The 25,741-nt window shown below is 71.4% G+C and carries 22 protein-coding genes; 15 read left to right on the top strand and 7 right to left on the bottom strand.

What is annotated here, in order from left to right; genetic code table 11:
* Positions 1-6: 6 nt before the first annotated feature.
* Both pgi and eda read left to right on the top strand, forming a co-directional pair.
* The gene (gene pgi, locus D3P35_RS02195; RefSeq protein ID WP_118132837.1) at positions 7-1,629 is read left to right on the top strand and encodes a glucose-6-phosphate isomerase; all 1,623 of its coding nucleotides are present in this window, start codon (positions 7-9) and stop codon (positions 1,627-1,629) included.
* A 4-nt stretch (positions 1,630-1,633) separates the two neighbouring features.
* Positions 1,634-2,275 (top strand): bifunctional 4-hydroxy-2-oxoglutarate aldolase/2-dehydro-3-deoxy-phosphogluconate aldolase, encoded by a 642-nt coding sequence (gene eda / locus D3P35_RS02190; RefSeq protein WP_118132836.1) that lies wholly within the window; start codon positions 1,634-1,636, stop codon positions 2,273-2,275.
* A gap of 428 nt (positions 2,276-2,703) precedes the next feature.
* Here the strand turns inward: eda and D3P35_RS02185 are convergent, their stop codons facing one another.
* The 3 genes from D3P35_RS02185 to D3P35_RS02175 are packed head-to-tail and all read right to left on the bottom strand — an operon-like array spanning position 2,704 to position 7,354.
* Positions 2,704-3,450, bottom strand: a complete 747-nt coding sequence (locus D3P35_RS02185) for a hypothetical protein (protein ID WP_118132835.1) — start codon at positions 3,448-3,450, stop codon at positions 2,704-2,706.
* Positions 3,451-3,510: 60 nt separating this feature from the next.
* Positions 3,511-5,124, bottom strand: coding sequence for a glycosyltransferase family 4 protein (locus D3P35_RS02180; RefSeq protein WP_118132834.1), 1,614 nt, complete (start codon positions 5,122-5,124; stop codon positions 3,511-3,513).
* Positions 5,111-7,354, bottom strand: coding sequence for a glycosyltransferase (locus tag D3P35_RS02175; protein WP_118132833.1), 2,244 nt, complete (start codon positions 7,352-7,354; stop codon positions 5,111-5,113). Before D3P35_RS02175 ends, D3P35_RS02180 begins: the two co-directional genes overlap by 14 nt.
* Before the next feature lie 319 nt (positions 7,355-7,673).
* Here D3P35_RS02175 and D3P35_RS02170 point away from each other — a divergent pair, with 319 nt between their 5' ends.
* Together D3P35_RS02170 and D3P35_RS02165 are read left to right on the top strand one after the other, a co-directional pair.
* On the top strand, positions 7,674-8,474 hold the full coding sequence (locus tag D3P35_RS02170) for a TlyA family RNA methyltransferase (protein WP_118132832.1): 801 nt from the start codon (positions 7,674-7,676) through the stop codon (positions 8,472-8,474).
* Positions 8,471-9,766: a DUF3422 family protein gene (locus D3P35_RS02165; RefSeq protein WP_118132831.1), complete on the top strand. Its 1,296-nt coding sequence runs from the start codon at positions 8,471-8,473 to the stop codon at positions 9,764-9,766. Before D3P35_RS02170 ends, D3P35_RS02165 begins: the two co-directional genes overlap by 4 nt.
* 117 nt (positions 9,767-9,883) lie before the next feature.
* On the opposite strand, the gene D3P35_RS02160 is transcribed toward D3P35_RS02165, so the two are convergent.
* Positions 9,884-10,735, bottom strand: coding sequence for an NAD(P)H-binding protein (locus tag D3P35_RS02160; protein ID WP_198670431.1), 852 nt, complete (start codon positions 10,733-10,735; stop codon positions 9,884-9,886).
* Between the two features lie 114 nt (positions 10,736-10,849).
* Between D3P35_RS02160 and D3P35_RS02155 the strand changes: the two genes are divergently transcribed.
* The 3 genes from D3P35_RS02155 (at position 10,850) to D3P35_RS02145 (ending at position 12,977) form a co-directional block, all read left to right on the top strand.
* A complete protein-coding gene (locus D3P35_RS02155; RefSeq protein WP_232830339.1) occupies positions 10,850-11,296 on the top strand; it encodes a helix-turn-helix domain-containing protein in 447 nt (148 codons plus the stop codon).
* 135 nt (positions 11,297-11,431) lie between these two features.
* Positions 11,432-12,067, top strand: a complete 636-nt coding sequence (locus D3P35_RS02150; protein ID WP_118132829.1) for a sterol desaturase family protein — start codon at positions 11,432-11,434, stop codon at positions 12,065-12,067.
* Between the two features lie 433 nt (positions 12,068-12,500).
* On the top strand, positions 12,501-12,977 hold the full coding sequence (locus tag D3P35_RS02145; RefSeq protein WP_118132828.1) for a TspO/MBR family protein: 477 nt from the start codon (positions 12,501-12,503) through the stop codon (positions 12,975-12,977).
* Between the two features lie 132 nt (positions 12,978-13,109).
* On the opposite strand, the gene hemE is transcribed toward D3P35_RS02145, so the two are convergent.
* Both hemE and idi read right to left on the bottom strand, forming a co-directional pair.
* Complete coding sequence (gene hemE, locus D3P35_RS02140; RefSeq protein WP_118132827.1) at positions 13,110-14,141, bottom strand: uroporphyrinogen decarboxylase; 1,032 nt, start codon at positions 14,139-14,141, stop codon at positions 13,110-13,112.
* Between the two features lie 132 nt (positions 14,142-14,273).
* Entirely contained in the window at positions 14,274-14,804 is a 531-nt protein-coding gene (gene idi, locus D3P35_RS02135) for an isopentenyl-diphosphate Delta-isomerase (protein WP_118132826.1), read from the bottom strand.
* Between the two features lie 316 nt (positions 14,805-15,120).
* Here idi and hemA point away from each other — a divergent pair, with 316 nt between their 5' ends.
* From hemA to proC, 3 genes are all read left to right on the top strand, one after another.
* Complete coding sequence (gene hemA / locus D3P35_RS02130; RefSeq protein WP_118132825.1) at positions 15,121-16,338, top strand: 5-aminolevulinate synthase; 1,218 nt, start codon at positions 15,121-15,123, stop codon at positions 16,336-16,338.
* A gap of 336 nt (positions 16,339-16,674) precedes the next feature.
* Positions 16,675-17,178, top strand: a complete 504-nt coding sequence (locus tag D3P35_RS02125; protein WP_118132824.1) for a YbjN domain-containing protein — start codon at positions 16,675-16,677, stop codon at positions 17,176-17,178.
* A 54-nt stretch (positions 17,179-17,232) separates the two neighbouring features.
* A complete protein-coding gene (proC, locus tag D3P35_RS02120; protein ID WP_118132823.1) occupies positions 17,233-18,060 on the top strand; it encodes a pyrroline-5-carboxylate reductase in 828 nt (275 codons plus the stop codon).
* 100 nt (positions 18,061-18,160) lie between these two features.
* On the opposite strand, the gene rlmJ is transcribed toward proC, so the two are convergent.
* Entirely contained in the window at positions 18,161-18,934 is a 774-nt protein-coding gene (gene rlmJ / locus D3P35_RS02115) for a 23S rRNA (adenine(2030)-N(6))-methyltransferase RlmJ (protein WP_118132822.1), read from the bottom strand.
* Positions 18,935-19,204: 270 nt separating this feature from the next.
* Here rlmJ and trpS point away from each other — a divergent pair, with 270 nt between their 5' ends.
* From trpS to D3P35_RS02090, 5 genes are all read left to right on the top strand, one after another.
* Entirely contained in the window at positions 19,205-20,275 is a 1,071-nt protein-coding gene (trpS, locus tag D3P35_RS02110; protein WP_118132821.1) for a tryptophan--tRNA ligase, read from the top strand.
* A gap of 126 nt (positions 20,276-20,401) precedes the next feature.
* Entirely contained in the window at positions 20,402-21,259 is an 858-nt protein-coding gene (locus tag D3P35_RS02105) for a fatty acid desaturase (RefSeq protein WP_232830338.1), read from the top strand.
* Positions 21,256-21,966 (top strand): phosphate/phosphite/phosphonate ABC transporter substrate-binding protein, encoded by a 711-nt coding sequence (locus D3P35_RS02100; RefSeq protein WP_118132819.1) that lies wholly within the window; start codon positions 21,256-21,258, stop codon positions 21,964-21,966. Before D3P35_RS02105 ends, D3P35_RS02100 begins: the two co-directional genes overlap by 4 nt.
* A 114-nt stretch (positions 21,967-22,080) precedes the next feature.
* Entirely contained in the window at positions 22,081-23,841 is a 1,761-nt protein-coding gene (locus D3P35_RS02095) for an ABC transporter ATP-binding protein (RefSeq protein WP_232830337.1), read from the top strand.
* Positions 23,838-25,739, top strand: coding sequence for an ABC transporter substrate-binding protein (locus tag D3P35_RS02090; protein ID WP_118132817.1), 1,902 nt, complete (start codon positions 23,838-23,840; stop codon positions 25,737-25,739). Before D3P35_RS02095 ends, D3P35_RS02090 begins: the two co-directional genes overlap by 4 nt.
* The last annotated feature ends 2 nt before the right edge of the window (positions 25,740-25,741 follow it).

The raw sequence follows: 25,741 nt of genomic DNA, 5'->3' as shown, positions 1-25,741 counted from the left end.
CGGAACATGAGCGACATCGACACGGCCTGGAAACGGCTGGAGACCGAGGGTGCCCGCCTGCGTGGCATCCACCTGCGCGAGCTCTTCGCGGCGGATCCCGGCCGTGCCGGGGCCTTCACGGCCACGCTCGACGACCTGTCGATCGACTTCTCCAAGGAGAAGATCGACCAGGCCGCCCTCGCCGCCCTGCTCGGCCTCGCCGAGGCGGCCGCGGTGCCCTCGTGCCGCGACGCGCTGTTCTCCGGCGCGCCGATCAACCTCACCGAGGGCCGGGCCGTGCAGCACATGGCCCTGCGCGCGCCCGAGGGCGCGGTGATCGAGATCGACGGCGCCGACGTGATGCCCGAGGTGCGCGCCACGCTCGATCGGTTCCTCGCCTTCGCCGAGGACGTGCGCTCCGGCGCCTATGCCGCGGCCGAGGGGCCCTTCACCGACGTGGTGAACATCGGCATCGGCGGCTCCGACCTCGGGCCGGTGATGGCCACCCGCGCCCTGCGCCCGGACCATGACGGCCCGCGCCTGCACTTCGTCTCCAACGTCGACGGCGCCCACATGGCCGACGTGCTGGCGCCGCTGAACCCGAAGACCACGCTGGTCATCGTCGCCTCCAAGACCTTCACCACGCTGGAGACCATGGCGAACGCCGACACGGCGCGGGCCTGGCTCTCCGCCGCTCTCGGCGAGGGCGCGGGCGCCCACATGGCCGCCGTCTCGACCAATCTCGAAGCGACGGCGGCCTACGGCATCGACGCCTCGCGCGTCTTCGGCTTCTGGGACTGGGTGGGCGGCCGCTACTCGGTCTGGTCGGCCATCGGCCTGCCGGTGGCGATCGCGGTGGGGGCGCAGGCCTTCCGCGAGTTCCTCGCCGGCGCCGCCGCGATGGACGCGCATTTCCGCGAGGCGCCGCTGGCGCACAACCTGCCGGTGCTGCTGGCGCTCATCGGCATCTGGCGGCGCAACGTGATGGGCTGGCGCACCGTGGGGCTCATCCCCTACGACCAGCGGCTGGAGCGCTTCCCCGCCTATGTCCAGCAGCTCGACATGGAATCGAACGGCAAGAGTGTCACCCGCGAGGGGCGCCCCGCCGGCGCCACCGGCCCGGTGATCTGGGGCGAGCCGGGCACCAATGCCCAGCATTCCTTCTTCCAGCTCATCCACCAGGGCGCCGACACGGTGCCGGTCGACTTCATCGCCGCCGCCACCCCCCGCGGCGCCGACCAGCACCACCACGAGCTGCTGCTGGCAAACTGCTTCGCCCAGGGCCAGGCGCTGGCCTTCGGCAAGTCCGAGGCCGAGGTGCGCGCCGACATGGAGGCGGAGGGCAAGTCCGCCGCCGAGATCGACATGATCGCCCCGCACCGGGTGTTCCCCGGCGACCGGCCGACCACCACCATCCTGCACCGCGCCCTCACGCCTTTCGCGCTCGGCCGGCTCGTGGCCCTTTACGAACACAAGGTCTTCGTGCAGGGAGCGATCTGGAACGTGAACTCCTACGACCAGTGGGGCGTCGAGCTGGGCAAGGTGCTGGCCAAGGCGCTCATCCCCGCCGTGAAGGGCGAGGCGCTGCCAGAGGGGCTCGACGGCTCCACCGCCGGGCTGATCGCCCGTACCCGTGAACTGAAAGGCTGACCCGATGAAGACTCCCGCCCAACTCTGCGCCATGGCCCCGGTGATCCCGGTGATCATCGTGAACGAGGTCGCCCAGGCGGCACCGCTGGCCAGGGCCCTGGTGGCCGGCGGCCTGCCGGTGCTGGAGGTGACGCTGCGCACCCCGGTGGCGCTGGAGGCGATCGCGGAGATGAGGGCCGCCTGCCCCGAGGCCGTGGTGGGCGCCGGCACGCTGCGCAACGCGGCCGACGTGAAGGCCTGCATGGACGCCGGCTGCGCATTCGGCGTGAGCCCCGGCGCGCCTGCCGCGCTGATGGACGCGGTGGCCGAGGCCGGCATGCCCTTCCTGCCCGGCTGCGCCACCGCCACCGAGGCGATGGCCCTCGCCGATCGCGGCTTCGAGGTGGTGAAGTTCTTCCCCGCCGGCGCCGCGGGCGGGCCGAACCTGCTGAAATCCCTCGCCTCGCCGCTGCCGGACGTGAAGTTCTGCCCCACCGGCGGCGTCTCGCTGGAGAACGCGCCGGACTACCTGAAGCTGCCGAATGTCTGCGTGGTCGGCGGCTCCTGGGTGATCCCGAACGACGCGCTGGCGAACGGCGACTGGGACCGCATCGAGCAGCTCGCCCGCGCCGCCATCACCGCCCTGCGCCCGCTGCAGAAGGTCTGAGCGGGCGAGCTCGCACGAAAGGGGCGGCGCCCGCCGGTGCCGCCCCTTTTTCATGTCCGCCTGCCCGGCCACCTCGCCACCCGTTCCGCCCGGGCCGCGCCCGGCGCCGGACAGGCGAGCACCACTTCCTCAAGGGGCCACGCAACGGTGCGCTGCCCCCGCCACCCGGTCCGCCCGGGTGGCACACCCGGGCCGCGCCCGACCTCCCCCCGGAGGGCGCGATGGCGATGTCGTCCGCAACACGCGCGACAGGAATGCTTCGGGGTGCCACGCAGGCCGGAGGGAGCACGCCCTCCAGGTCGGGCGCAGCCCTCGTCGCCCGGCAGGGGGAGGAAGAGCGGCAGGTAGTGCCTCGAGACTGCTCGCGAACCCCCGGAGCGCACCCCTTCGGACGGGCGCGGCCCCGGGCGCCACGCGTGGCGGGCCGGTCAGAGGCCGAAGGCGGCCTCGATCTCGGCGACGTTGTTCACGTTGTCGCGCCAGTTCTTCACGATCTTCTTGGTGCGCGCCTCGCCCACCTTGTCGAAGACGATGTCCGTGCCGGCCATCAGCTTGCGCAGCACCGGGCGCAGGGCGCGCTCGTCGGCGCCGTAGAGGTCCTCGTAGGTCATCTCCTCCACCCGGCGCAGGCGGCGCAGGTAGCCGTTCACGAAGGCGATCTCGCGCTCGTACTGGCGGCACATGGTCTGCAGCTTGTCCGGCTCGACCGTGTACTTGCCGTTGATCTCGACATCCTTGAAGGTCACGTACACCCCGGTCTCGCGCGCGAAGACCAGCGACAGCGCGTGCTCCAGCCGGTTGGCGCGGGTGAGGTGGACGAACTTGTAGCCGCGCTGGTTCAGCACCTTCAGCATCGGCGGCAGCTCGATCATGCTCATCCAGGTGTTGGACACCGCCCAGAAGGAATTGTACTTCACGTCGAGGATCGGCACCGGGAAGTTGTGCTCCACGTGGTCGAGCCAGTCCTCCAGCAGCTTGCGCAGCTCCGGCTCCTTGCGGATGAGCGGATAGTCCCGCCCCTCCCGCTCCATCCAGGCGAAGAAATTGCCGTCCGCACCCTGGGTGTCGGTGTGGAACGCCTCGCCCACGTTGTGGCCGTTGCTTGAATCCGCGACGAGGCTGCGCAGGAAGTTGGTTCCGGTGCGCTGCTTGGCGACGATGACGAGGCCCTTCATATCGTCAGGCTCCTCCGATTCCTGGCCGCTCCGGGCCGAATTGCGACGATCTGCGCGGGGTCAGGCGGACTTCCGCCCCAGGCTCGGTTCGAGCAGTAACAAGCCCATTTCGACGAACTTGTCAAAGCTGCGCTCCTCCCGGAGGATGGACAGCAGCCGGGCCGAGGCCTCGGCCCGTTCGGACGGGCTGTCGTGCAGTCGGCGCAGCGCCTCGACATAGCCCTCCACGTCCTCGCTGTCGGCCACGTAGAACGGCCAGTCCGGCCCGAGGAAATCCGGGATGCCGCAGATGCGCGGCGCCACCATGGGCACGCCCCGCGCGCCCATCTCCAGCAGGATGTTCGGCGTGCCGTCGAAGCGGGCGGTGTAGAGGAAGGCGAAGGCCTCCGCCGTGGGCAGCTCGTCGACCGAGGAGAACGGCCCGCCGTAGCGCAGGTTGGGCGGCATGGCGCTCCAATCCACCCGGGTGTCGTGCAGGATCTCCGAGCCGTAGATCACGAATTCGAGCTCCGGCATCTGGGCGGCGATGCGGCCCACCACCTGAGGGTTCTTCTGGTGGTCGAGGCGCGAGGCCCAGAGCACGGTGTTGCCGCTGCGCGGGTTCGCGGCAGCCGTGGCGGCAGCCGCCGGGGCGGGCAGTGACGCCACCGGGTACTTCAGCGCCACGGTCTTCTCCTCCGGCAGGCCGTAGCGCTCGCGGATCTCGGCGCGGTACCACTCGTTGTCGAAGATGAAGCGGTCGACCCATTCCACGATCTCGGGAATGTAGCGGAAATAGCCGTCGTAATTGCCGGTGGCATGCACGTGGTGGCAGAAGGCCGAGACATGGATGGCCCCGCTCGCCGCGCGCAGGCGCTGCGCCAGGTGCGGCGTGGCGAGCGCGGTGTAGCCGATCCAGGAATGGCACAGGTGCATCACCTGCGGGCCCAGCGCCTCCACCGCGTGGGTGAGCACCTCGGTGCGCATCTCCACGGTGAGGTCGTTCCAGCCGCGCTCGGTTGCGGTCTCGCACACCGTGGGCAGGTCGACGATGAAGGGGGTCAGCGCCTCGTGCACCGGCGAGACGCCGGACTTGTCGGCCAGCAGGATGGCCACGCTCAGCCCCGCCCGCCGGGCGAGATGCGCGTGCCAGGCCCCCACCAGCTCGGCCCCGCCCACGCGCAGCGAGGGCAGGATGATCACCACGTCGGCGCCGGAGGGGAAGCGCTCCTCCACCTGCTCGACCACGGGCAGCACCACGCCTGCGTCCGTGGCCCAGGGCAGCGGCTCGTTCCTGAGCTGCGAGAGCGGCCCGCGCCCGGGGTAGGTGCGGCCGTGCTCGGCGATCTGGCGCAGCGCCTCGGGCGAGAGGCCGGTGAGCTCGCGCACCCGCTCGTTGCGCGAGATGCGGCCGAACTCGAGCCCGTTGTCGTCCGACACCAGCGCCGACCAGACCATCGAGCCCAGCGCGCCCTGGCGCCACCACCAGCCGAACTCGTCGCGCCACTCGGAGAAGTAGAGCCAGTCCGACCAGTCGACCGGAACATCGTCGGCATCGGCGATGCGCCGGCCCTCGTGACGGCCGAAATTCTCCCAGTGGGCGGTGAACTCCGCCTCGGTCCAGTGGCCGAGGGCGTGGAGCTCCAGCATGTCCGGGTAGGACTGCCAGTAGATGTTGGGATCAAAGCCGGGCATCGGCCGCATCCTGTGCCGTGAGCAGGTCGCCGTAGCGCGCGATGGCGACCGAGTCCTGCACGATGGAAATGCCCGCGCCCTTGCGGACCATGCGATACAGCCGGCGGGCCAGCGCGCCGGCGCTGTCGAGCCCCGCCGCATCGAGCGGATGCCGCGTCATCGCCACCAGCGGAACCCGGCCACCGCCGAGGCTCTGGTCGTACATGGTCGCGAAGGCCACGTCTGCCTTGCTGTAGTCATACATGGTACAATGATACCTGCCTTCACGGCTGCGGCCAATCGTGATGTGCGGCGAGAAGATCTCGAGCTCGGCGTTCTCGATCAGCGCCTTGCCGGCCACGGCGAACCAGGCCGGGGAGATCCAGGCATCGGCGGTGCGGTAGAGATAGAGCTCGTGCTCCTTCGCGCGCAGGGTGGCGATCTCGAGCCCGCCCGCCCGCTGCGCCTCGACCCGGAACCAGCGCGAGGCGGGGTGGGCGGCCGTGTCCGGGCCGCCCTCCCCGGCCTGCACCGGGTTTCCGGCCAGCAGCGCGGCGAGGTCCATCGCCCCGTCGCGCACCAGCCCGGCGAAGCGCTGCGTGGTGACCGAGGCGAGCGCCGCGGTGGTGCGCTCGTCCATCAGGTGCGGCTCCCACAGCGTCTCGTCGGTGAAGAGCGGCAGGGCGGAGGCATGCACCCGCACCGGCACCGGCCCGCCCGAATGCGCCCGCCACAGCCGGGCATTCTCCGCCAGCGCCGCCAGGGTGGGGGCGAGCGGGTCGGTCCCGGTCTCGGGGTAGAGGAACATCACCTGCTTCTGGTTTTCCAGGATGGTGCGGTGGAACTCGCCGAACACCTCGCCGAAGATCGACGAGCCGGTGTCGATGACGACGGATTGCATGAACTGCATCAGCGGGCGCATCATCATGCGGCGGAAATACCATTCCCCCAGCCGGTAATGCTCCTGCAGCAGCCGCACCGAGATGAGCTTGGCCCCGTAGGTGGCCGCCAGCCGCGCCTCGGAGAACACGTGGTCGCCCTCGTCGACGATCAGCACCGGCTGGTAGGCGCCGCCGTCGAGGTCGCGCGCGGCCTCGAGCAGCTCCTCCACCACCATGTCGGCGGCGCGCATGCGCTCCATCGTGGCGAAGATGAACACCTTCGGCCGGTGGTCGAGCCCCAGCATCATGTACTCGGTGGCCGAGACCACGTTGTAGTTGAGGTTGGGCAGCCAGAGCCGGCGCTCGGGCACCGGCATGGTGTTGAACTCGGTGATGAGCGATTCGAGCTCGCCCTGCCGCTTCACCTCGCTCCAGAACCAGCCGGGCAGCGGCGGCTCGGAGGCGATGGGTTCGGCCTTCATCGCGCTGAGCGGCGAGAAGCCGCGCAGCGGCGGGTTGCGGTTGCCGCGCTCGCGGGTCATCTCGAGGATGTTCTGCGGGTCGAACAGGGGCGATGCGTCCTGCATCATGCCCGGCATCAGCCCGAGGCTGATGCGCGCCGGCTTCACCCGGTAGAAGCAGATCGTCTCGGGGATGTAGCTGTGCCGGATGCCGCCGTGGATGGTGTGGCTGGCCCAGTTCCAGTCCTCGTTGCCGATGCCGGTGCGCGGCGAGTTGTGCGGCAGGGGGAATTCCTCGAACAGCTTCCGGTTCACCACCAGCTTGTTGGAGTAGTACCACTCCGACACCAGGAACAGCGGGTGGAAGCGCGGGTCCTCGCTGTCGATGGTGGTGCGGATGTCCATCAGGTCGCCGAACCGGGCGAAGACATGGGTGTGGTAGACCGCGCGCGGGTCGATCAGCCCGGCGCGCAGCTGCTGGAAGAAGGCGCGATACCAGTTCGAGGAGAACAGGTCGTCACCGTCATGCAGGAACACCCAGTCGTTGCTGGCCTTGGCGATGCCATGGGCGCGGGCGGCGCCGAGATCGCCGATGTCCACCCGTTCCACCCGGTCGACCACGCCGGGAAACCGGGCGAGCACGGAGAGGGTGAGCTCGTCGGGCCGGTCGATCACCGCCAGCACCTCCACCTCGCCGCCCTCCTCGCGCGCGAGTTGCTTGGCGATGGCGATGGAGCGCAGCGTGGGCGCGAGCAGAAGCCCCTCCCGGTGAAGGTTCAGCACCGCCGTGGCACGGGTCTCGCCCTGCTCGCCCGGCCGGCTGCGCCCAGACCGGGCCTGCAGCAGGCGCGACAGGGTGCCGATCGGGTTTCTGCGCGGCCGCGCCGGCCGCGAGGCTGCATCGCTCACTGTCTCTCACCCTGAAATTCGCGCCGCATCCCGGCACCGCCGTTACCGGGATGCCAGCCGGCAAGGACTATTGCGATGCAACATTGAGAAAGCATTTCACTACCGGTCGTCACCGCGTCCATGAATACCGGTCCCCGCGGGCGGAGGGAAACCCGCGAAAACCCTCCGTGCGTCCTGTCGTCGGCCCAGATTTACGTCTGTCTCCGTATCTGCCAAAACGGTAGCGGTCAACATGGGGCAGGTACACGGGTATGAGGCAAACGGATGCAGAGGGCGGCACGCAGCCCGCCCGCGGCCGCCATCGCCAGGAGCCGGCGCCATGCGCCTCGACCAGCACCTGACGGCCCGGGGCCTGGCCGACAGCCGCTCCCGCGCGCAGGCCGCCATCCGCGCCGGCGCGGTCTCGGTAGACGGTGCCGTGGTCACCCGGCCGGCCTTCGCCGTGCCCGAGGGCGCACGGGTCGAGCTCACCGGCGAGACCCTGCCCTGGGTGTCGCGCGCGGCCCTCAAGCTCGCCCATGCCCTCGATGTCTTCGGCCTCGCCCCCTCCGGCGAAGCGCTCGACGTGGGCGCCTCCACGGGCGGGTTCACCGAGGTGCTGCTGGCCCGGGGCGCCGCGCGCGTGCATGCGCTCGACGTGGGCCATGGCCAGCTCCACCCCCGCATCGCCGCCGACCCGAGGGTGCGCAACCTCGAGGGGGTGAACGCCCGCGACATTCCGCCCGGCCTGGTGCCGCCGGTCGACTGGGTGGTGAGCGACGTCTCCTTCATCGGGCTGGAAAAGGCCCTGCCCGGCGCGCTGGCGCTCGCGAAGCCCGGCGCGCGGCTGGTGGCGCTGATCAAGCCGCAGTTCGAGGCGGGGCCGGAGCACGTGGGCCGCGGCGGCATCGTGAAGGACGCGGCCGTCCACGCCGCCTGCCGCGCGCGCATCGCCGCCTTCCTCGAGCGCTCGGGATGGGAGGTGACCGGCGAGGACGAGAGCCCCGTGACCGGCAGTGACGGCAACCGCGAGTTCCTCGTGGCGGCCGTGAAACGCGGGCAGGTGTCCGCGGTGGACATTCATCGCATTGACCCTTCAGGCGCCGACCGGCACGGTCGACCGGGAAAGGATATGGAATGATCGGGCTGCAGGACCACCCCCAGCGCTACGCGCTCGCCAACGAGCTGCACGCCCGGCCCTTCCCCGAGCTGCGCGCGCCCTGCCGGGCCGTCTACCTCGCCATCAAGCCCGAGCGCGACGCCGCCAGCCGCGACCGCAACCGCGACCTCGCGCATCTCATCTCCCTGCTCGACCGCCACGGCGCCCCCCACCCCGCCCCCGGCGCCGACCACTATTACGGCACCGTGGGCCGGGTGGCGCTGAAATGGGAGCGGCACACCGAGTTCGTCACCTACACCATGTTCACCGACGGCGTGGCCGACCCGCCCTTCTCCGGCCAGATGGAGGAGATCTTCCCGCGAGACTGGCTGGCCGAGGCACCGGGCCGGCTGCTCACCTCCGCCCTCGTCCGGGTGGAGACGGTGCCGGAGGAAGAGGCCGACGACGCCGCCCTCGCCCGGCATTTCGACGGCTGGTTCGTGCGCGAGAGCCTCGCCGTGTCGCGGGTGATCGACGACCAGGCGGTGATCGCGGGGGATTTCCGCATCGACGCGAACGGCCACACGCGCTTTGCCGTGCTGGCCCGGCCCGAGATGGGCCCGCGCCGGCTGGGCCGCATCGTGCAGCGCCTGCTGGAGATCGAGACCTACAAGAGCTCGGCCATGCTCACCCTGCCCGTCGCCCGCCAGGTGGCCGTCCGCGCGGCCCAGATCGACGCCGAGCTCTCCGGCCTCGTGGGCGCCATGGCCCGCGGCGAGGGCGACGAGGCCGCCACCCTCGACCGGCTGCTGGCGATGACCGCCGAGATCGAGGCGCTCTCCACCGGCTCGGCCTTCCGCTTCGGCGCGGCGGAGGCCTACGAGGCCATCGTGAACCAGCGCATCGAGGTGCTGCGCGAGGAGCGCCTCGCCGGCCGCCAGACCTTCGGCGAGTTCATGACCCGGCGCTTCGACCCCGCGATGCGCACCTGCCGCTCGGCCAAGAAGCGCATGGACGAGCTGTCCCTGCGCGCCGCCCGCGCCGCCGACATGCTGCGCACCCGGGTCGACGTGGCCGTGGCCGCGCAGAACCGCTCGCTGCTCGAGAGCATGGACCGCCGCGCCGCCCTGCAGCTGCGCCTGCAGGAGACGGTGGAGGGCCTGTCGGTGGTGGCGATCAGCTACTACGCGGTGAGCCTCGCGGGCTACCTGCTCGCCCCGCTCGGCCATCTCGCGGGCATCGACAAGAGCACGGTCATCGCCATCGCCACCCTGCCGGTGATCTACGTGGTCTGGCGCATGGTCAAACGCATCCGCGCCCATCTCGGCCACTGAGACCCCCGGCGGCCCGCCGCTTCCCGGCCCCCCCGCGCCCCTCTGGCAGGAGGGGCCGGGGCCGCGCCTCCGGCGCCGGGCACGGGCCACCTCGGGCCGCGCCGGCGCCGGCCGGGCTCAGCCGCCGTCGCGGGCGATGAAATCGGCCACGCTTTCCGGCTCCTGCCCGGTGAGGCGGCGCACCGCGTCGGTGACGATGCCGTGCATGCCCTGCGCCGCCTCCACGTCGAAGGCCACCAGCGCGTCGGCGAGGAAGGCCGGCAGGCCGGCGCCCAGCAGCCCCTCGCGCAGGGCCTCGGGCGCGAGGTTCACATGCGCAACGCCCGGGCCGGCGAGGGCTGCGATCTCGTCCATCGTCACGGCCGCGGGGCCGGTCACGTTGAAGATGCGGTTCGCCGGCGCCTGCAGCAGGGCGGCGGCATCGGCACGGGCACAGTCGGCCCGGGTGACATATGCCCGGCCCCGCCCGGCGGTGGCCGAGAACAGCTTGCCGCTCTCGCGGGCATGGCCGAGGCTCATCGGCAGCAGGTCGGCGTAGAGGCAGTGGCGCATCACGGTCCAGCTCATCGCGCTGCGGTACATCGCGAGCTCGGTCTGGAAATGGTCGTTCGCCACGCCCGAGGGCCCGGGCAGTGCCGCGACATGCGAGGTGTAGACGACGTGCTTCACCCCCGCGGCCTCCGCCGCCGCCACCGCCGCCTGATGCTGCGGGATGCGGATGTCCGGCACGTCGAGCCTGTCGGTGCTGATCATGAGCACCCGGTCCACCCCGACGAAGGCGGTGGCGAGCGTGTCGGGCGCGGAGAAATCGGCCTGCCGCAGCTCCACGCCGCGCGCCGCCAGGTCGGACAGCGCGTCGGGGTTGCGCGAGGCGGCGATGATGGTCTCGTCGCCCTTCGTCGCCAGCAGGGCCTCGACCACCGCGCGGCCGAGCTGGCCGGAGGCTCCGGTCACCAGAAGTTTCGTCATGGCTGCACTCCTTCTCGCAGTTGGTCTCGAAACGAGACTTGCTTCAGATACGAGATCGTCAGAAAAGCGAAAGGAGGCAGTTTGCAGCCCCATAGGCACACCGAGGGTACCGCCATGAACGACCAGACCCGTCCTGAACCCGTCGCCTCCGCCGCGGCACTGGGGGCCGCCATGGCCGCCGGCCACCGCGAGGGCCACGAGAAGGGCGCGCCCTTCGGCGATTGCCACGTGCGTCAGGTACTGGGCCCGCTCGGCTCGAAATGGAGCTCGCTGCTGCTGCTGATGCTGGCCGGCGGGCCGAAGCGCTTCGGCATGTTGCGGCGCGACCTGCCGGACATCTCGCAGCGCATGCTCACCCAGAGCCTGCGCGCGCTGGAGCGCGACGGGCTGGTGAGCCGCACCGTGTTCCCCACCAAGCCGCCCTCGGTGGAATACGCCCTCACCGAGCTCGGCTGGAGCTACATGGAGCCGCTCTCGCGCATGGTGCTCTGGGCCGACCGAAATCACCCCCGGGTACGCGCGGCGCGCGAGGCCTTCGACGCGGCGAATCCCGCCGACTGAACCGCGCCCGCCCCGGCATGCCACGGTGCACCACCGCGCTTGGTGCCGTGCAGGGATTCTGCTAGACAACCTTTCAGTAGTGATTGCGCCGGTACCCTCGCAGGGTGATTTGCGCCCTGCTGTAGGAGATGCCGAATGACCAATGCCGCCGACGCGCCCCGGGCGCGCCTGCGTGCGGACTCCGCACATCCAGACCTCGTCACCGTCCACCGTCGCTTCGGCACGGCCGCGCTGCTGCTGTTCGGCCTCTCCCTCGCGCTGGGGGACGGGGTGGGCGAGCGTCTTGCCGAGAGCCTGCTGGGCCTGGCCTATGGTCTCGCCTGGTGGAGCTTCCTCGAATACCTGCTGCACAGGTTCGTGCTGCACTGGGAGCCGGAGGGGCCGCGCGCCAGGGCGCTGCGCCGCCGCCTGCCCGGCCATCGCGGCCATCACAACACCCCCGCCGACGCCGACCAGATCGTGAGCACCCGCCATGCCTTCGCCCTGCCGCTGGCGGTGCCGCTGTTCCTGGGCATGCTGGTGATCGGCTTCTCGGTGCATTTCGCCGTGGCCGCGCTGGCCGGCGGCGCCCTGGGCTACGCGGCCTACGAGACGGTGCATTTCGGCTGCCATCGCGGCCGGGCCTCGGGCTGGTACTGGCGCATGATCCGCCACCACCACGCCATCCACCACCACCGCGACGAAACGGTGAACTTCGGTGTCACCTCGCCGCTGTGGGACATGCTGTTCCGCACCCGCTACCGCCCCGCCGCGCGCCGCCGCCCGGCCTGAGCAGGCGAAGCGGCGCACGCCGGGCGCCCCCACGCCGCCCGCACGGCAGCGCCGGAACCCGGCCCCGAGCGCCCGGTCCGAAGCATCCTCGCGCGCCGGAGCGCGGTGACAGGGGGGCCCATCTTGCGCCCCGCCCTGCGCCATGGCGGGGCCGCCCCGGCGGTCTCCCGCGCCACCCGACGGCGCGAGGGCAGGCGCGGATGCGGCCCCGGCGCCTTGCCCGGGACGTGCCGGATCGCGGTGCCGATGTCGGCCGCGCCGGGGGGCTGCGGTTCGCGGACTTGCCGCAGGGGGTGTTCCGGGCCGGCGGATGCGGCGGCTCGCCACGCCCTCGCCATGGCCTATATGCTCACACGCCACCACGTGGCAGGCAGGAACGGGACGGCACGGGGCCGCAAGCGCGGGCCCGGCGCGCAGGCAGGAGAGACATCGCATGGACATCACCACCCTCGTGGCCCTCGTCGTGGCCGCCGGCGCCGCCGCGGGCACCGGCGTGCTCTTCCAGCCGGGCGAGTGGTATCGCGGGCTGGTGAAACCGGCCTGGACCCCGCCGAACCGCGCCTTTCCCATCGCCTGGACCGTGCTCTACATCCTGATGGTGATCGCGGCCTACCGCATTTCGCAGCGCCCCGACGCGGGGCCCGCACTGGCACTCTGGGCGGCGCAGATCACGCTGAACGCCTGCTGGTCGCCCACCTTCTTCGGGCTGCACCGGCCGGGCATCGCCTTTCTCCAGCTCGCCCTGCTCTGGCTCGCGGTGGCGGCGATGATCGGCGCCTTCTGGGCGCGCGACATCTGGGCCGCCATCCTCATGGTGCCCTACCTCGTCTGGGTCACCTACGCCGGGGCGCTGAACCTGGTGATCTGGGACCGCAACCCCTCCGTGGCCTTCACCCGCCACCGGCCCTGAGCCGCATCGGGCGGCGCCGGGCCTGCTTCGGGCCGCCGCCGGCCCGGCGCCTGGGGGCGTCGCGCAGCGGGGCCGGCGACGACAATCGGGCTCCGACCGCCGGTCCTGCCGCGCGCGGTGGCCCGGCCCGTGTCAACCGCGGATGACCTTCAGCATCTGCTCCACATGCGCGGGGTCCGCGTCGGGCGTGATGCCGTGGCCGAGGTTGAAGATGTAGGGCTTTCCGGCGAAGGCCTCGAGCAGCGTGCGGGTGCCGCGCTCCAGCGGATCGCCGCCCAGCACCATCAGCAGCGGGTCGAGGTTGCCCTGCAGGCAGGCGAGCGGCGAGAGCTCGCGCGCTGCCCAGGCGGGGTCGACCGAAGTGTCGAGCGCCAGCCCCTCCACCCCGGTCTCGCGCGCATAGGTGGCGTAATTGCCGCCCGCGCCGCGGGGAAAGCCGATCACCGGCACGCCGGGGTGCGCCTCGTGCAGCCGGGCGAGGATGCGCAGCGCCGGCTCGATGCAGTAGCGGCGGAACATCGGCCCGGGCAGCGCGCCGGCCCAGCTGTCGAACAGCTTCACCACCTCGGCGCCGGCATCGACCTGGGCGATGAGATATTCCGCCGTCGCCTCGGTGATCCGGTCGATCAGCGCGTCGAACACCTCGGGCTGGCCGTACATCAGCCGCCGCGCCGGGGCCTGGTCGGGCGTGCCGCGCCCGGCGATCATGTAGGTGGCCACGGTCCAGGGCGCGCCGGCGAAACCGATGAGCGTGGTCTCGGCCGGCAGCGCGCCCTTGAGGATGCGCAGCGTCTCGTAGACCGGGGCGAGCGTCTCGTGCACCTCGGCGGCGGGGCGCAGGCGGGCCATGTCCGCAGCGCTCTCGATGGTGGAAAGGCGCGGCCCCTCGCCGGTGACGAACCACAGGTCGGCGCCCAGCGCCTGGGGCACCAGCAGGATGTCGGCGAAGAGGATGGCGGCGTCGAACCCGTAGCGCCGGATCGGCTGCAACGTCACCTCGGCGGCGAGCTCGGGGGCGTAGCACAGCTCGAGGAAACTGCCGGCGCGGGCGCGGGTCTCGCGGTACTCGGGCAGGTAGCGGCCGGCCTGCCGCATCATCCACACCGGCGGCACGGCCTGCGCCTCGCCCTTCAGCGCGGCCAGCAGCGTCTTGGTCTCGGTCATCGTCTCACCTTCAGGAACCCATGCCCCGGAGACATCCGCCCGGGGCCGTCGCGGGCCGTTATGTCACAAGCCGTGCCCGAGGCACAGGGGCGCACGGGCGACAGGCCGCCGCGCCCGCAGGGGTCGACAGGCTCAGGCGCCGGGGAAGATCTGCGCCTCGTGCTCGGCGATGTAGATGCGCAGCCAGGCGGTGAAGCGCTCGGGCGCCGCGGCCACCTCGCGGCGCAGCTCGGCGCGCTCCACCCAGCGGGTGTCGGACACCTCGGCCGGGTTCGGGCGCAGGGCGAGCGTGGCCGGGTCGACCTCGGCCGAGAACAGCGCCACCACCTCGTGCTCGGTCATGCCGCCGCCCACGTCGGCGCGGTATTCCACCCGGCCGCGCTTGCGCAGGGTGAGGCCGGTGAGGCCCAGCTCCTCGCGCAGGCGGCGGGCGGCGCAGATGGCGTTGTGCTCGTTCCAGCGCGGATGCGTGCAGCAGGCGTTCGCCCAGAGGCCCGGGGAATGGTACTTCGTGTCGGCGCGGCGCTGCAGCAGGGTGCGGCTGCCGTCGGTGAGAAACACCGAGACGGCCGGGTGGCGCAGCCCCTCGCGGTGGACCTCCAGCTTCTCCATCGGCCGGGCGATGCCGTCCTGTCCCCAGGCGGGGATCATCTGCTCAGTCATCGTGCTTCCGTTCGCATACATTCATGCCGGCACGCCGATACCACGTCTGGCCGGCCTCCCCAAGGGCGGGGTGCTCCCGTACTCGTGAGCGATACGGCATTGCCCCCGGCGCCCCGGAGGCGCAAAGGGGTCACGATTCCGTAACACCATGGTCGGAATGATCGGGCGGTCCGAATGCGTCACTTTCGTCCCTTGAAGGCGGTGGCGTGGTGTAGACAATCGCCCGGCCGACTCACCGACGGCCCTGTCCGCCGGGAACACGCCCAAGCATCCGGCCCGCACCAGCTTCGCGGACCCGTCGCCAGGAGATTGGTAAATGAACTACGATGACCTGTTCCAGACACAGCTCGACGCCCTGAAGGCCGCCGGAAACTACCGCGTCTTCGCGAACCTGGAACGGTACCGCGGCAACTTCCCGAAGGCGCGCAACCATGCCGGGGGCGAGGACGCCTCCGATGTCACGGTCTGGTGCTCGAACGACTATCTCGGGATGGGCCAGCACCCGGAGGTCATCTCCGCCATGCACCGCGCGCTCGACGAATGCGGCGCGGGCGCCGGCGGCACCCGCAACATCTCCGGCACCAACCATTACCACGTGGCGCTCGAGCGCGAGCTCGCCGGCCTGCACGGCAAGGAGGGCGCGCTGCTCTTCACCTCCGGCTACGTGTCGAACTGGGCGGCGCTCGGCACGCTGGGCGCCCGGCTGCCGGGCTGCGTGATCTTCTCCGACGCGCTCAACCACGCCTCGATGATCGAGGGCATCCGCCATTCGCGCGCCGAACGGCGGATCTGGAAGCACAACTCGGTGGAGGACCTCGACCGCCAGCTCTCCGAGTTCGGGCCCGAGGTGCCGAAGATCGTCGCCTTCGAGAGCGTCTACTCGATGGACGGCGACATCGCTCCCATCGCCGAGATCTGCGACGTGGCCGACAAGCACGGCGCCATGACCTATCTCGACGAGGTGCATGCCGTGGGCCTCTACGGCCCGCAGGGCGGCGGCATCTCCGACCGCGAGGGGCTGTCGCACCGCCTCACCCTGATCGAGGGCACGCTGGGCAAGGCCTTCGGCGTGGTGGGCGGCTACATCACCGGCTCGGCGGCGCTGTGCGACTTCCTGCGCAGCTTCGCCTCGGGCTTCATCTTCACCACCTCGCTGCCGCCGGCAGTGGCGGCGGGCGCCCTCACCTCGATCCGGCACCTGCGCGCCTCCTCGGCCGAGCGAGAGCGCCAGCAGGAGCAGGTGGCCAAGCTGCGCGCGAAGCTCGACGCCGCCGGCATCCCGCACCTGCCCAACCCCAGCCACATCGTGCCGGTGATGGTGAAGGACCCGGTGAAGTGCAAGATGATCTCCGACATCCTGCTCGAGCAGTACGGGATCTACGTGCAGCCGATCAACTACCCCACCGTGCCCAAGGGCACCGAGCGGCTGCGCTTCACCCCCTCGCCGGCGCATTCCGACGCCGACATCGACCACCTGGTGCGGGCGCTGAAGGACCTCTGGTCGCAGTGCGCCCTGTCGCGCGCGGTGGCCTGAAGCCGGAAAGAGAGCCTGCGCGGCCGCTCCGCCCGGGGCGGCCGTATTCGTCTCCGGCCCTGAGGCGGGTGCGACGCGGCTGAGGTGGGAAAAGGCGGGGTAAAGGGGGCGCGCGGCGGCGGCCAGGCCCCTCCTCGCGGCGAATTTTCCACGGTTTCGTGACAGCGGGCAACCGAGATTATTCGCAGTGCAGCGAAAATAATACTGGACAGGCGGGGGTGGTGCTCGCACCATATCTCGTATCGGGAGGCAAATTCCTGCCGATTTATGGACAAGCTCTCAGCCCCTAGCGGGGCCCTCCCCGCGAAGGCGCCACAGCTAGAGGGAGCGACTGGCATGAACGCCATCGAGCACGACCTGTTCACTGACGACATCCACCCCATCGATATTGTCGAGACCCTGGCCGCGCACCACGACTGGGATTTCGACCGCGTGGCCGAGGACCAGATCGCCATGGCGATCGAGGGGAGCTGGCGCAGCTACTCGCTGTCCCTCGCCTGGTCGGGCCACGAGGAGGTGCTGCGCCTCCTGTGCACCTTCGAGATGGAGCCGCCCCAGGAGCGCGTTCCCGAGCTTCTCGCCCTGATGGACAAGGCGAACGACCGGCTCTGGACCGGGGCCTTCACGCTCTGGCCGGAGCAGAAGATGATGATCTACCGCTACGGGCTCACGCTCTGCGGCGGGCAGACCGCCTCGGCCAGCCAGATCGACTACATGGTCCAGGCCGCGGTGATGAGCTGCGAGCGCTTCTACCCGGCCTTCCAGCTGGTGTGCTGGGGCAATCGCAGCGCCGAGGAGGCCCTTGGCATCGCCATCGCCGAGGCTTACGGTCGGGCCTGATTTCGCACTGCCCTCCCCGGCCGGGGTTTCGGGCCGGACGGGGAGGACACCACCATGGGCGCCATGGACACGATCGCCGCGCGCGGCCTTGTGCTGCTGGGTTGCGGCAAGATGGGAACCGCGCTGCTGGAGGGCTGGCTGGCCGGAGGGCTGCCGCCCGAGGCGGTCTGGGTGATCGAGCCGAAGCCCCATGACGGGCTGACGGCGCTGGCGGGCCGCGGCCTGCACCTCAACACCGACCTGCCGGAAGCGCCGGCCGTCTGCCTGCTGGCGGTGAAGCCGCAGATGATGGGCGCGGCGCTGCCCTCGGTCGCGGCCTTCGGCGGCGGCGGCACGGTGTATCTCTCCATCGCGGCGGGCACGCCGATCTCGGCCTTCGAGGCGGCCTTCGGCGCCGGCGCGCCGGTGGTGCGGGCGATGCCCAACACCCCGGCGGCCATCGGGCGCGGCATCACCGCCTTCGTGGGCAATGCCGCGGCGGGCGAGGAGGCGCTGGAAATGTCCGAAGCGCTGCTCGCCGCCGTGGGCCAGACCGTGCGGCTGGAGGCGGAGGCGCAGATCGACGCGGTCACCGGTGTCTCCGGCTCGGGGCCGGCCTATGTCTTCCACCTCATCGAGTGCCTCGCCGCGGCGGGCGAGGCCGAGGGCCTGCCGGCCGACCTCGCGCTGCAGCTCGCCAAGGCCACCGTGGCCGGCGCCGGCGCGCTGGCCGAGGCCTCGGCCGAGGACCCCGGGCAGCTGCGGGTGAACGTGACCTCGCCCGGCGGCACCACTGCGGCGGCACTCGAACACCTGATGGACCCGGAAACCGGCTTCCCGCCGCTGGTGAAACGCGCCGTGGCCGCGGCCGCGGCACGGGGGCGGGAGCTCTCGGCCGGCTGAGACCGGGGCGGGACCCTCACGGATCCGGCGGAGGCCCTTGCGGGCCACGCCTCCCGAGCCGGCCCCGCGCCTTCGGCACGGGCCCGGCAGCGCGCCGCCTTCAGAGGCGGCGCAGGATCGGGGCCTGGGCGCGCACCTCGTCGAAGATCTTGCCGGCGCCATGGGGCGGGTTGAGGAGCAGCAGGCCGGAGCCGGTCATGCCCTTGCCGCCCTTGAGGGTGAAGCTCACCTCGTCGCGCAGCACCGGCAGGCGGGAGAGCCCGTCGATCAGCGCCTCGTGGCGGCGGGCGGGCAGCAGCGGGTACCAGACCATCACCACCGCCTCCGACCACTTGCCCAGCAGGGTGCGCACGAAGCGCGCGGTGGCGGCGTATTCGTCCTTCACCTCGTAGGAGGGGTCGACCAGCACCAGGCCCTGGCGCGGCTTCGGTGGCGCGAGCGAGAGCATGCCGGCGAACCCGTCGCGCTTGCGGATGCTGGTGTTCGGCCCCTCCAGCGCGCGGGACAGGGCGGCGTGCTCGGCCGGGTGCAGCTCGAACAGGGTCAGCGGGTCATGCGCGCGCAGCAGGCTGCGGGCGATGAGCGGCGAGCCGGGGTAGGCGCGCGGGCCGTGGGCGGCGCGCGTCTCGGCGAGGGCGCGGCCGAAGGGCGTCTCGGGGCCCGGGGGCGGGATCAGGTCGATCCCCTCCGCCGCCTCGCCGGTGCGCGTGCTCTCGGGGGCGTCGAGATCATAGAGGCCGCGGCCGGAATGGGTCTCGAACACCGAGATCGGCCGGGGCTTGCGGCACAACCGTTCCAGCAGGCCGGCGAGGGCCATGTGCTTGTGCAGGTCGGCCGGGCCGCCGGCGTGATAGGCGTGCTGATAGGAAAGCATCCCCCCTGCTACCCGCTCCCGCGCGCCGGCGCCAGAGGCGAGGTGACACGGCGTGCTTGCGCGGGCGGCCCGGCCGGCGTATCCATGGCGCATGACACATGCCCGCCCGATGATCCGGACCTTCTGGTGGCGCTCCTCGTAAGGAGCGGCCGCGACATGTCATGCCCTGTCCCGAGCCGCCGCAGGTGCGGCCCGGTCTGACTGCCCCCGGAAAAGGCGACGGACAGGAACACTCCCCTTGCGGCGGCCCATTCCCCCAAGGAGAGAGAAATGCCCAACCCCGTTATCCTGACCGGAGACCGCACCACCGGCCCGCTGCATATCGGCCATTACGCCGGCTCGCTGCGCAACCGCATCCGCCTGCAGGAGACCCACGAGCAATACCTGCTGCTGGCCGATACCCAGGCCCTCACCGACAATGCCTCCGACGTGGCCAAGGTGCGCGACGCGGTGCTGGAGGTGGCGCTCGACTACCTCGCCGTGGGCATCGACCCGGCGAAATCCACCATCTGCCTGCAATCGCACCTGCCGGCGCTGGCGGAGCTGTCGATGCTCTACCTCAACTTCGTCACCGTGGCGCGGCTGGAGCGCAACCCCACCATCAAGGACGAGATCCGTGCCCGGGGCTTCGGCCGCGACATCCCGGCCGGCTTCCTGTGCTACCCCGCGGCCCAGGCGGCCGACATCACCGCCTTCCGCGCGGGCCTCGTGCCGGTGGGGGCCGACCAGGCCCCGCTCATCGAGCAGACCAACGAGATCGTGCGCCGCATCAACGCCGCCTGCGGACGGCCGGTGCTGGTGGAGGCGGAGGCGCTCATCCCCGAGGCGGGCCGCCTGCCGGGCGTGGACGGGCGCGCGAAGATGAGCAAGTCCGGCGGCAACGCGATCCGCCTCTCCGCCTCGGCGGACGAGATCTCCGCCGCCGTGCGCCGCATGTTCACCGACCCCGGCCACCTGCGCGCGGAAGACCCCGGCCGGGTGGAGGGCAACGTGGTGTTCGACTATCTCGACGCCTTCGAAGAGGACCGCGCCGAGGTGGAGGCGCTGAAGGCCCGCTACCGGGCGGGCGGGCTCGGCGACAGCGTGATCAAGCGGCGGCTGGAGGACATCCTGCAGGCCCTGCTCGCCCCCATCCGCGCCCGCCGGGCCGAGCTGGCGCGCGAGCGGGGCTACGTGCTCGACGTGCTGCGCGCCGGCACCCACAAGGCCCAGGCCGTCACCCGCGACACGCGCAACGAGGTGGTGACGGGGCTGGGACTTTTCCGGCTCTGCGCCCCGGAAATGGTCGCGAAAGAGGCAAATCCGGACGCCGGCGGGAAAGATCTGTTCACACATGCGTGACAGCATGGGCCAATGGAGAGTTCCGCCGAGCCCCCGCGCCGGCCCGTTCCGGGCCGCGCGAACCCCCGAAAGCAGCCGGGAAACCGGCCCCGAAGACAGATCGAATGGCCCACATGGATCGCGCTCGTGGCGTGTTATGCGGGGTGGTGCGGGCTGCTCGCGCTCTGGCCGGTGGCGGGGGGCTGGGTGCTGCCGGGGCTGGCGGTGCTGGTCACCTTCCATTCCTCGCTGCAGCACGAGTGCCTGCACGGCCATCCCACCCGCAGCGCGCGGCTGAACGAGGCGCTGGTGTTTCCCGCGCTGGGGCTGTTCGTGGCCTACCGGCGCTTTCGCGAGACCCACCTGCGACACCACAACAACTCGCTGCTGACCGACCCCTACGACGACCCGGAGAGCTGGTATGTCGCGCAGGCCGACCATGCCGCGCTGTCCGCGCCGCTGCGGCTGGCGCTGGCGGCGGCGGGTACGCTGGCGGGGCGGCTCACCCTCGGGCCGTTCCTCTCGCTCTGGGGCTTCTGGCGCAACGACATCCGGCTGATGAGCGCCGGCACGCCGGGCGTGGCGCGGGCCTGGGTGCTGCACGGGCTGGGCATCCTGCCGGTGCTGGGCTGGCTCTGGCTGTGCGGCGTGCCGCTCTGGGCCTATGTGGCGGGCGCGGCGCTTCCGGGCTATTCCCTGCTGATGATCCGCACCTTCATCGAACATCGCGCCGGGCACGACCCCGCGCACCGCTCCGCGGTGATCGAGGCGGAGTGGCCCTTCCGGCTGCTGTTCCTCAACAACGCCCTGCACGCGGTGCACCACGAGCGCCCGGCCGCGGCCTGGTATGAGCTTCCCGCGCTCTACGCGGCCGACCGCGAGGGGGTGTTGCAGCGCAACGGCGGCTATCTGCTCGCCGGCTACCGCGAGGTGGCGTGGCGCTGGGGGCTGCGCCGGCGCGAGCCGGTGGTGCACCCGTTCCTGCGGCGGACCCCGCGCGGATGATCGCCGCCCTGCCGATGTACGACTGGCCGGAGATCCGCCCGGCCACCGACGCCTTCTGGCAGCGCCTGCGCGAGCGCCTGGCGCGGGAGGGGATCACCGGCCCGCAAGCCCTCACGCGCGAGCTTACCGCCGCCGAGACCTGGGCCCACCCGGAGCTGCTGCTGGGCCAGACCTGCGGCTGGCCGCTCACCCACGGGCTGGCCGGCGCCTCGGTGCCGGTGGCCCGGCCGATCCACGATGTGCCGGGCTGCGGCGTGGGGGTGTACCGCTCCGCCGTCATCGTGCGCACGGGCGAGGACCGGCCGCTCGACACCCTGCGCGTGGCGGTGAACGGGCCGGACTCGCTCTCCGGCTACCACGCGCTGCGGCGCTGGCTGGCGCGGCGCTCGGTGGAGATGGCGCCGCATCTCGTGACCGGCGGGCACCGGGCCTCGGTGGCGGCGGTGCGTGACGGTAAGGCCGATCTCGCCGCCATCGACGCGGTGAGCTGGGAGCTCGCCCGCCGCCACGAGGGGGTGCGCGGCCTCGAGCGCCTCGGCTGGACCGAGGAGGCCCCGGCCCTGCCCTTCATCACCGCGCCGGGCGGCCCGGCGGCGGCGCTGGCCCGCGCGCTCGCCCGCCCCGGCCCGGAAATCGCCGCCGCGATCGGGCTTGTCGGCATCCTGCCCGCGGGGATGGAGGACTATGCCGCGCTCGGCGGGTGGTAAGCCCGCCCCCGCAACGCCTTAGGGTTTGGTGATCACGCACACTTGCGTTACTCCTTGTGCCCGAGGGACCAGTAACAACGGCAGGGGAGCATGGCAGCGGAGCCGGTATTGCGGATGGAGGATCTCACCATCGCCTTCGGGAGGGGTGCGGCCTCGCATGTCGTGGTCGAGGGCGCCGGCCTGACCCTGCGCCGGGGCGAGACCCTCGCCCTCGTCGGCGAGAGCGGCTCCGGCAAGACGCTGACCGGCCGCGCCATCCTGCGCATCCTGCCCCGCGGGGCGCATATCACCTCCGGGCGGGTGCAGTTCACCACCTCCGAGGGCCGCTCGGCCGACCTGCTCGCCCTCTCCGAGGCGAAGATGCGCAAGATCCGCGGCGGGCGCATCGCGATGATCTTCCAGGAGCCGATGAGCTCGCTCTCGCCGCTGCACACCATCGGCAACCAGGTGGTGGAAAACCTGCGGCTGCACCGCGGCGTCACCGGCACTGCCGCGCGCGACATCTGCCTCGAGACCTTCGCGAATGTCGGCTTCCCGGAGCCGGAGCGCGCCTGGTCGGCCTACCCGTTCGAGCTCTCCGGCGGGCTGCGCCAGCGCGCGATGATCGCGATGGCCATGGTCTGCGAGCCCGAGCTCATCATCGCCGACGAGCCCACCACCGCGCTCGATGTCACCACCCAGGCCCAGGTGCTCGACCTGATGCGCAAGCTGCAGGACGAGACCGGCATGTCGATGATCATGGTCACCCATGACCTCGGCGTGGTGGCGAACATGGCGGATTCGGTGGTGGTGATGAAGCGCGGCCGCGTGGTGGAGAGCGGGCCGGCCCGCGCCGTGCTCACCGCGCCCGGGCATGACTACACGAAGGCGCTGATCGACGCCGCGCCCGAGATCCCGCTCGACATGCCGTCCGAGACCGGCCCGGTGGCCGACCCGATCCTGCGCGCCACCGGCCTCTCGAAGACCTACCCGGGCCGCTCGGGCAAGCTCGGCCGGCCGGGCAAGCCGGTGCGCGCCGTCTCGGGCGTGGAGATCGCGGTGGGCCGGCGCGAGACGCTGGCCATCGTGGGCGAGAGCGGCTCGGGCAAGTCGACCGTCGCCAAGCTGCTGCTGCGCGCGGAGGAGCCGGACCCCGGCGCCCATATCCGCTTCCGCGGCGCCGACGGGGTGGAGCAGGACGTGGCCACCATGGACCGCGCGACGCTGAAATCCTTCCGCCGCAAGGTGCAGATCGTCTTCCAGGACCCGTTTTCCTCGCTCTCGCCGCGCATGTCGGTGCTCGACATCCTCACCGAGCCGCTGCGCATCCACGGCATCGGCACCGCGGCCGAGCAGAAGGCCCGCGCGGCGGAGCTGATGGCGCGGGTCGGCCTGTCGCCCGCGCATCTGGGGCGGTTTCCGCATGCCTTCTCCGGCGGGCAGCGGCAGCGCATCTGCATCGCGCGGGCGCTGGCGCTGAGCCCGGAGATGATCATCTGCGACGAGCCCACCTCGGCGCTCGACGTCTCGGTGCAGGCGCAGGTGCTGGAGCTGCTGAAGGAACTGCAGGAGGAGATGGGGCTGAGCTATCTCTTCATCTCGCACAACCTCGCCGTGGTGGCGGGGCTGGCCGACCGGGTGGCGGTGATGCGGCGCGGCCGCATCGTCGAGCAGGCGCCCGCGAAGCTGCTGTTCGAAAATCCGCGCCACCCCTACACCCAGGCGCTGATCGCCGCCTCGCCCGAACCGGACATGGACCGCAGGCTCGACCTCGCGGCCGTGGCGCGCGGTGCGGGCGACCCGCATTGCTGGCCCGAGCCCTTCGCCTATCACGGCGACGCGGCCCCGGGCCTGATCGAGATTGAACCCGGACATTTCGTGAGTGCTGCCGCATGAAACTCTTCCTCGGATTGCTGTTAGTTGCCGGCCTCGCGGCCACGGCCCAACCCGGCCGCGCCAATCCCGCCCTGCAGGAGACGCCCCTGTTCGAGAAGCAGGTGGCGGCCGGAGAGCTGCCCCCGGTGGCCGAGCGCGTGCCGCAGGAGCCGCTGGTGGTCGACCTCGCGGCGCGCGAGCGCAGCGTGGGCACGCCCGGCGGCACGCTGCGCACCTTCATCACCCGCCCGCGCGACGTGCGCTACATGGTGGTGTGGGGCTATGCCCGGCTGATGGGCTATGACCAGAACTACGACCTGCGCCCCGACCTGCTGCGCGCCGTCGACAACGAGGGCAACCGCGTCTACACCTTCCACCTGCGCCGCGGCCACCGCTGGTCGGACGGCGCGCCCTTCACCACCGAGGATTTCCGCTATTTCTGGGAGGACGTGGCGCTCGACCCCGACCTCTCGCCGGGCGGCCCGCCGGAGGTGATGCTGGTCGACGGCAAGGCGCCGAAGGTGACGGTGATCGACGAGGTCACCATCCGCTACGAATGGGAGAAGGCGAACCCGCGCTTCCTGCCCGCCCTCGCCGCGGCGCGGCCGCCGTTCATCTACCGCCCCGCGCATTACCTCAAGCAGTTCCACGCGAAATACGTCGACCCCAAGACGCTCGAGCCGCTGATGGCCGAGCGCAAGGCGCGCAACTGGGCGCAGCTGCACAACGGGCTCGACAATCTCTACAACAACGACAACCCCGACCAGCCCACCCTGCAGCCCTGGGTCACCGTCTCGGCGATGAACAGCCAGGGCTACGAGCTCACCCGCAATCCCTATTACCACCGCGTCGACGCCGAGGGGCACCAGCTGCCCTACATCGACCATGTCGAGCTCACCATCGCCGCGGCGGGGCTCATCCCGCAGAAGGTGACGCTGGGCGAGGCCGACCTGCAGGTGCGCTCGATCTCCTTCTCCGATGCGCCGGTGCTCAAGCAGGGCGAGGCCAAGGGCAAGTACCGCACCTGGCTCTGGTCCACCGGCTACGGCTCGGAGATCGCGCTCTACCCCAACCAGAACTACAACGACCCCGCGATGCGCGAGCTGTTCCGCAGCGCCGATTTCCGCCGGGCGCTGAGCCTCGGCGTGCGCCGCACCACGATCAACAAGACCCTCTACTTCGGCCTGGCGAAGGAGGTGAACGTGGCGCCGCTGCACGGCTCGCCCTTCTACGACCCCGCGCTGAGCAACGCCTGGGCCGAGCACGACCCCGACCGGGCCAACAAGATGCTCGACGCCCTCGGCCTGCAGGAGCGCGACGGCGACGGCACCCGCCTGCTGCCCGACGGCCAGCGGCTGGAGATCGTGATCGAGAGTGCCGGCGAGCGGCCGGAGGAATCCGACGCCATCGAGCTGCTGGCGGAGATGTGGGCCGAGATCGGCGTGCGGGTGATCTACCGCCCGCTCGACCGCGACATCCTGCGCAACAAGGTCTATGCCGGGCAGTCGATGATGCCGGTGTGGTATGGCTGGAACAACGGCATCCCCACGCCCGAGGCGCCGCCCGTAGACCTCGCGCCGGTGGAGCAGACCAACTTCTCCTGGCCGGAATGGGGGCAGTACACCCAGTCGAACGGCGTGGCCGGCGAGCCGCCGCAGACTGACGTGGCGAAGAAGCTGCTCGCGCTGTTCCACGACTGGGAGGAGGCGACCAGCGAGGAGGAGCGCCGCGAGATCTGGCACGAGATGCTCGAGATCCAGGCCGACGAGGTGTTCGCCATCGGGCTGGTGAGTGCGGCGCCGCAGCCGGCCATCGTGTCGGAGCGGCTGCAGAACGTGCCGGAAAAGGCGATCTACGCCTGGGAGCCGGGCGCCCAGCTCGGTGTGCTGCGCATGGATGAATTCTGGTTCGCTCCCTGATC

Origin of the sequence: Oceanicella sp. SM1341, assembly GCF_003448965.1 — a bacterium.
GTDB lineage: Bacteria > Pseudomonadota > Alphaproteobacteria > Rhodobacterales > Rhodobacteraceae > Paroceanicella.
The sequence above is the reverse complement of the archived record's forward strand: the minus strand, read 5'-3'. Positions and strand labels throughout refer to the sequence as shown.

Excerpts from the sequence above, each read along its gene's own strand:
- D3P35_RS02090 (WP_118132817.1), top strand. The coding sequence starts at position 23,838 with ATGAAACTCTTCCTCGGATTGCTGTTAGTTGCCGGCCTCGCGGCCACG.
- pgi (WP_118132837.1), top strand. The coding sequence starts at position 7 with ATGAGCGACATCGACACGGCCTGGAAACGGCTGGAGACCGAGGGTGCC.
- D3P35_RS02180 (WP_118132834.1), bottom strand. The coding sequence starts at position 5,124 with ATGCCCGGCTTTGATCCCAACATCTACTGGCAGTCCTACCCGGACATG.
- trpS (WP_118132821.1), top strand. The coding sequence starts at position 19,205 with ATGCCCAACCCCGTTATCCTGACCGGAGACCGCACCACCGGCCCGCTG.
- eda (WP_118132836.1), top strand. The coding sequence starts at position 1,634 with ATGAAGACTCCCGCCCAACTCTGCGCCATGGCCCCGGTGATCCCGGTG.
- idi (WP_118132826.1), bottom strand. The coding sequence starts at position 14,804 with ATGACTGAGCAGATGATCCCCGCCTGGGGACAGGACGGCATCGCCCGG.
- rlmJ (WP_118132822.1), bottom strand. The coding sequence starts at position 18,934 with ATGCTTTCCTATCAGCACGCCTATCACGCCGGCGGCCCGGCCGACCTG.
- D3P35_RS02185 (WP_118132835.1), bottom strand. The coding sequence starts at position 3,450 with ATGAAGGGCCTCGTCATCGTCGCCAAGCAGCGCACCGGAACCAACTTC.
- D3P35_RS02100 (WP_118132819.1), top strand. The coding sequence starts at position 21,256 with ATGATCGCCGCCCTGCCGATGTACGACTGGCCGGAGATCCGCCCGGCC.
- proC (WP_118132823.1), top strand. The coding sequence starts at position 17,233 with ATGGGCGCCATGGACACGATCGCCGCGCGCGGCCTTGTGCTGCTGGGT.
- hemA (WP_118132825.1), top strand. The coding sequence starts at position 15,121 with ATGAACTACGATGACCTGTTCCAGACACAGCTCGACGCCCTGAAGGCC.
- D3P35_RS02095 (WP_232830337.1), top strand. The coding sequence starts at position 22,081 with ATGGAGGATCTCACCATCGCCTTCGGGAGGGGTGCGGCCTCGCATGTC.
- D3P35_RS02145 (WP_118132828.1), top strand. The coding sequence starts at position 12,501 with ATGGACATCACCACCCTCGTGGCCCTCGTCGTGGCCGCCGGCGCCGCC.
- D3P35_RS02155 (WP_232830339.1), top strand. The coding sequence starts at position 10,850 with ATGAACGACCAGACCCGTCCTGAACCCGTCGCCTCCGCCGCGGCACTG.
- D3P35_RS02160 (WP_198670431.1), bottom strand. The coding sequence starts at position 10,735 with ATGACGAAACTTCTGGTGACCGGAGCCTCCGGCCAGCTCGGCCGCGCG.
- D3P35_RS02165 (WP_118132831.1), top strand. The coding sequence starts at position 8,471 with ATGATCGGGCTGCAGGACCACCCCCAGCGCTACGCGCTCGCCAACGAG.
- hemE (WP_118132827.1), bottom strand. The coding sequence starts at position 14,141 with ATGACCGAGACCAAGACGCTGCTGGCCGCGCTGAAGGGCGAGGCGCAG.
- D3P35_RS02150 (WP_118132829.1), top strand. The coding sequence starts at position 11,432 with ATGACCAATGCCGCCGACGCGCCCCGGGCGCGCCTGCGTGCGGACTCC.
- D3P35_RS02170 (WP_118132832.1), top strand. The coding sequence starts at position 7,674 with ATGCGCCTCGACCAGCACCTGACGGCCCGGGGCCTGGCCGACAGCCGC.
- D3P35_RS02125 (WP_118132824.1), top strand. The coding sequence starts at position 16,675 with ATGAACGCCATCGAGCACGACCTGTTCACTGACGACATCCACCCCATC.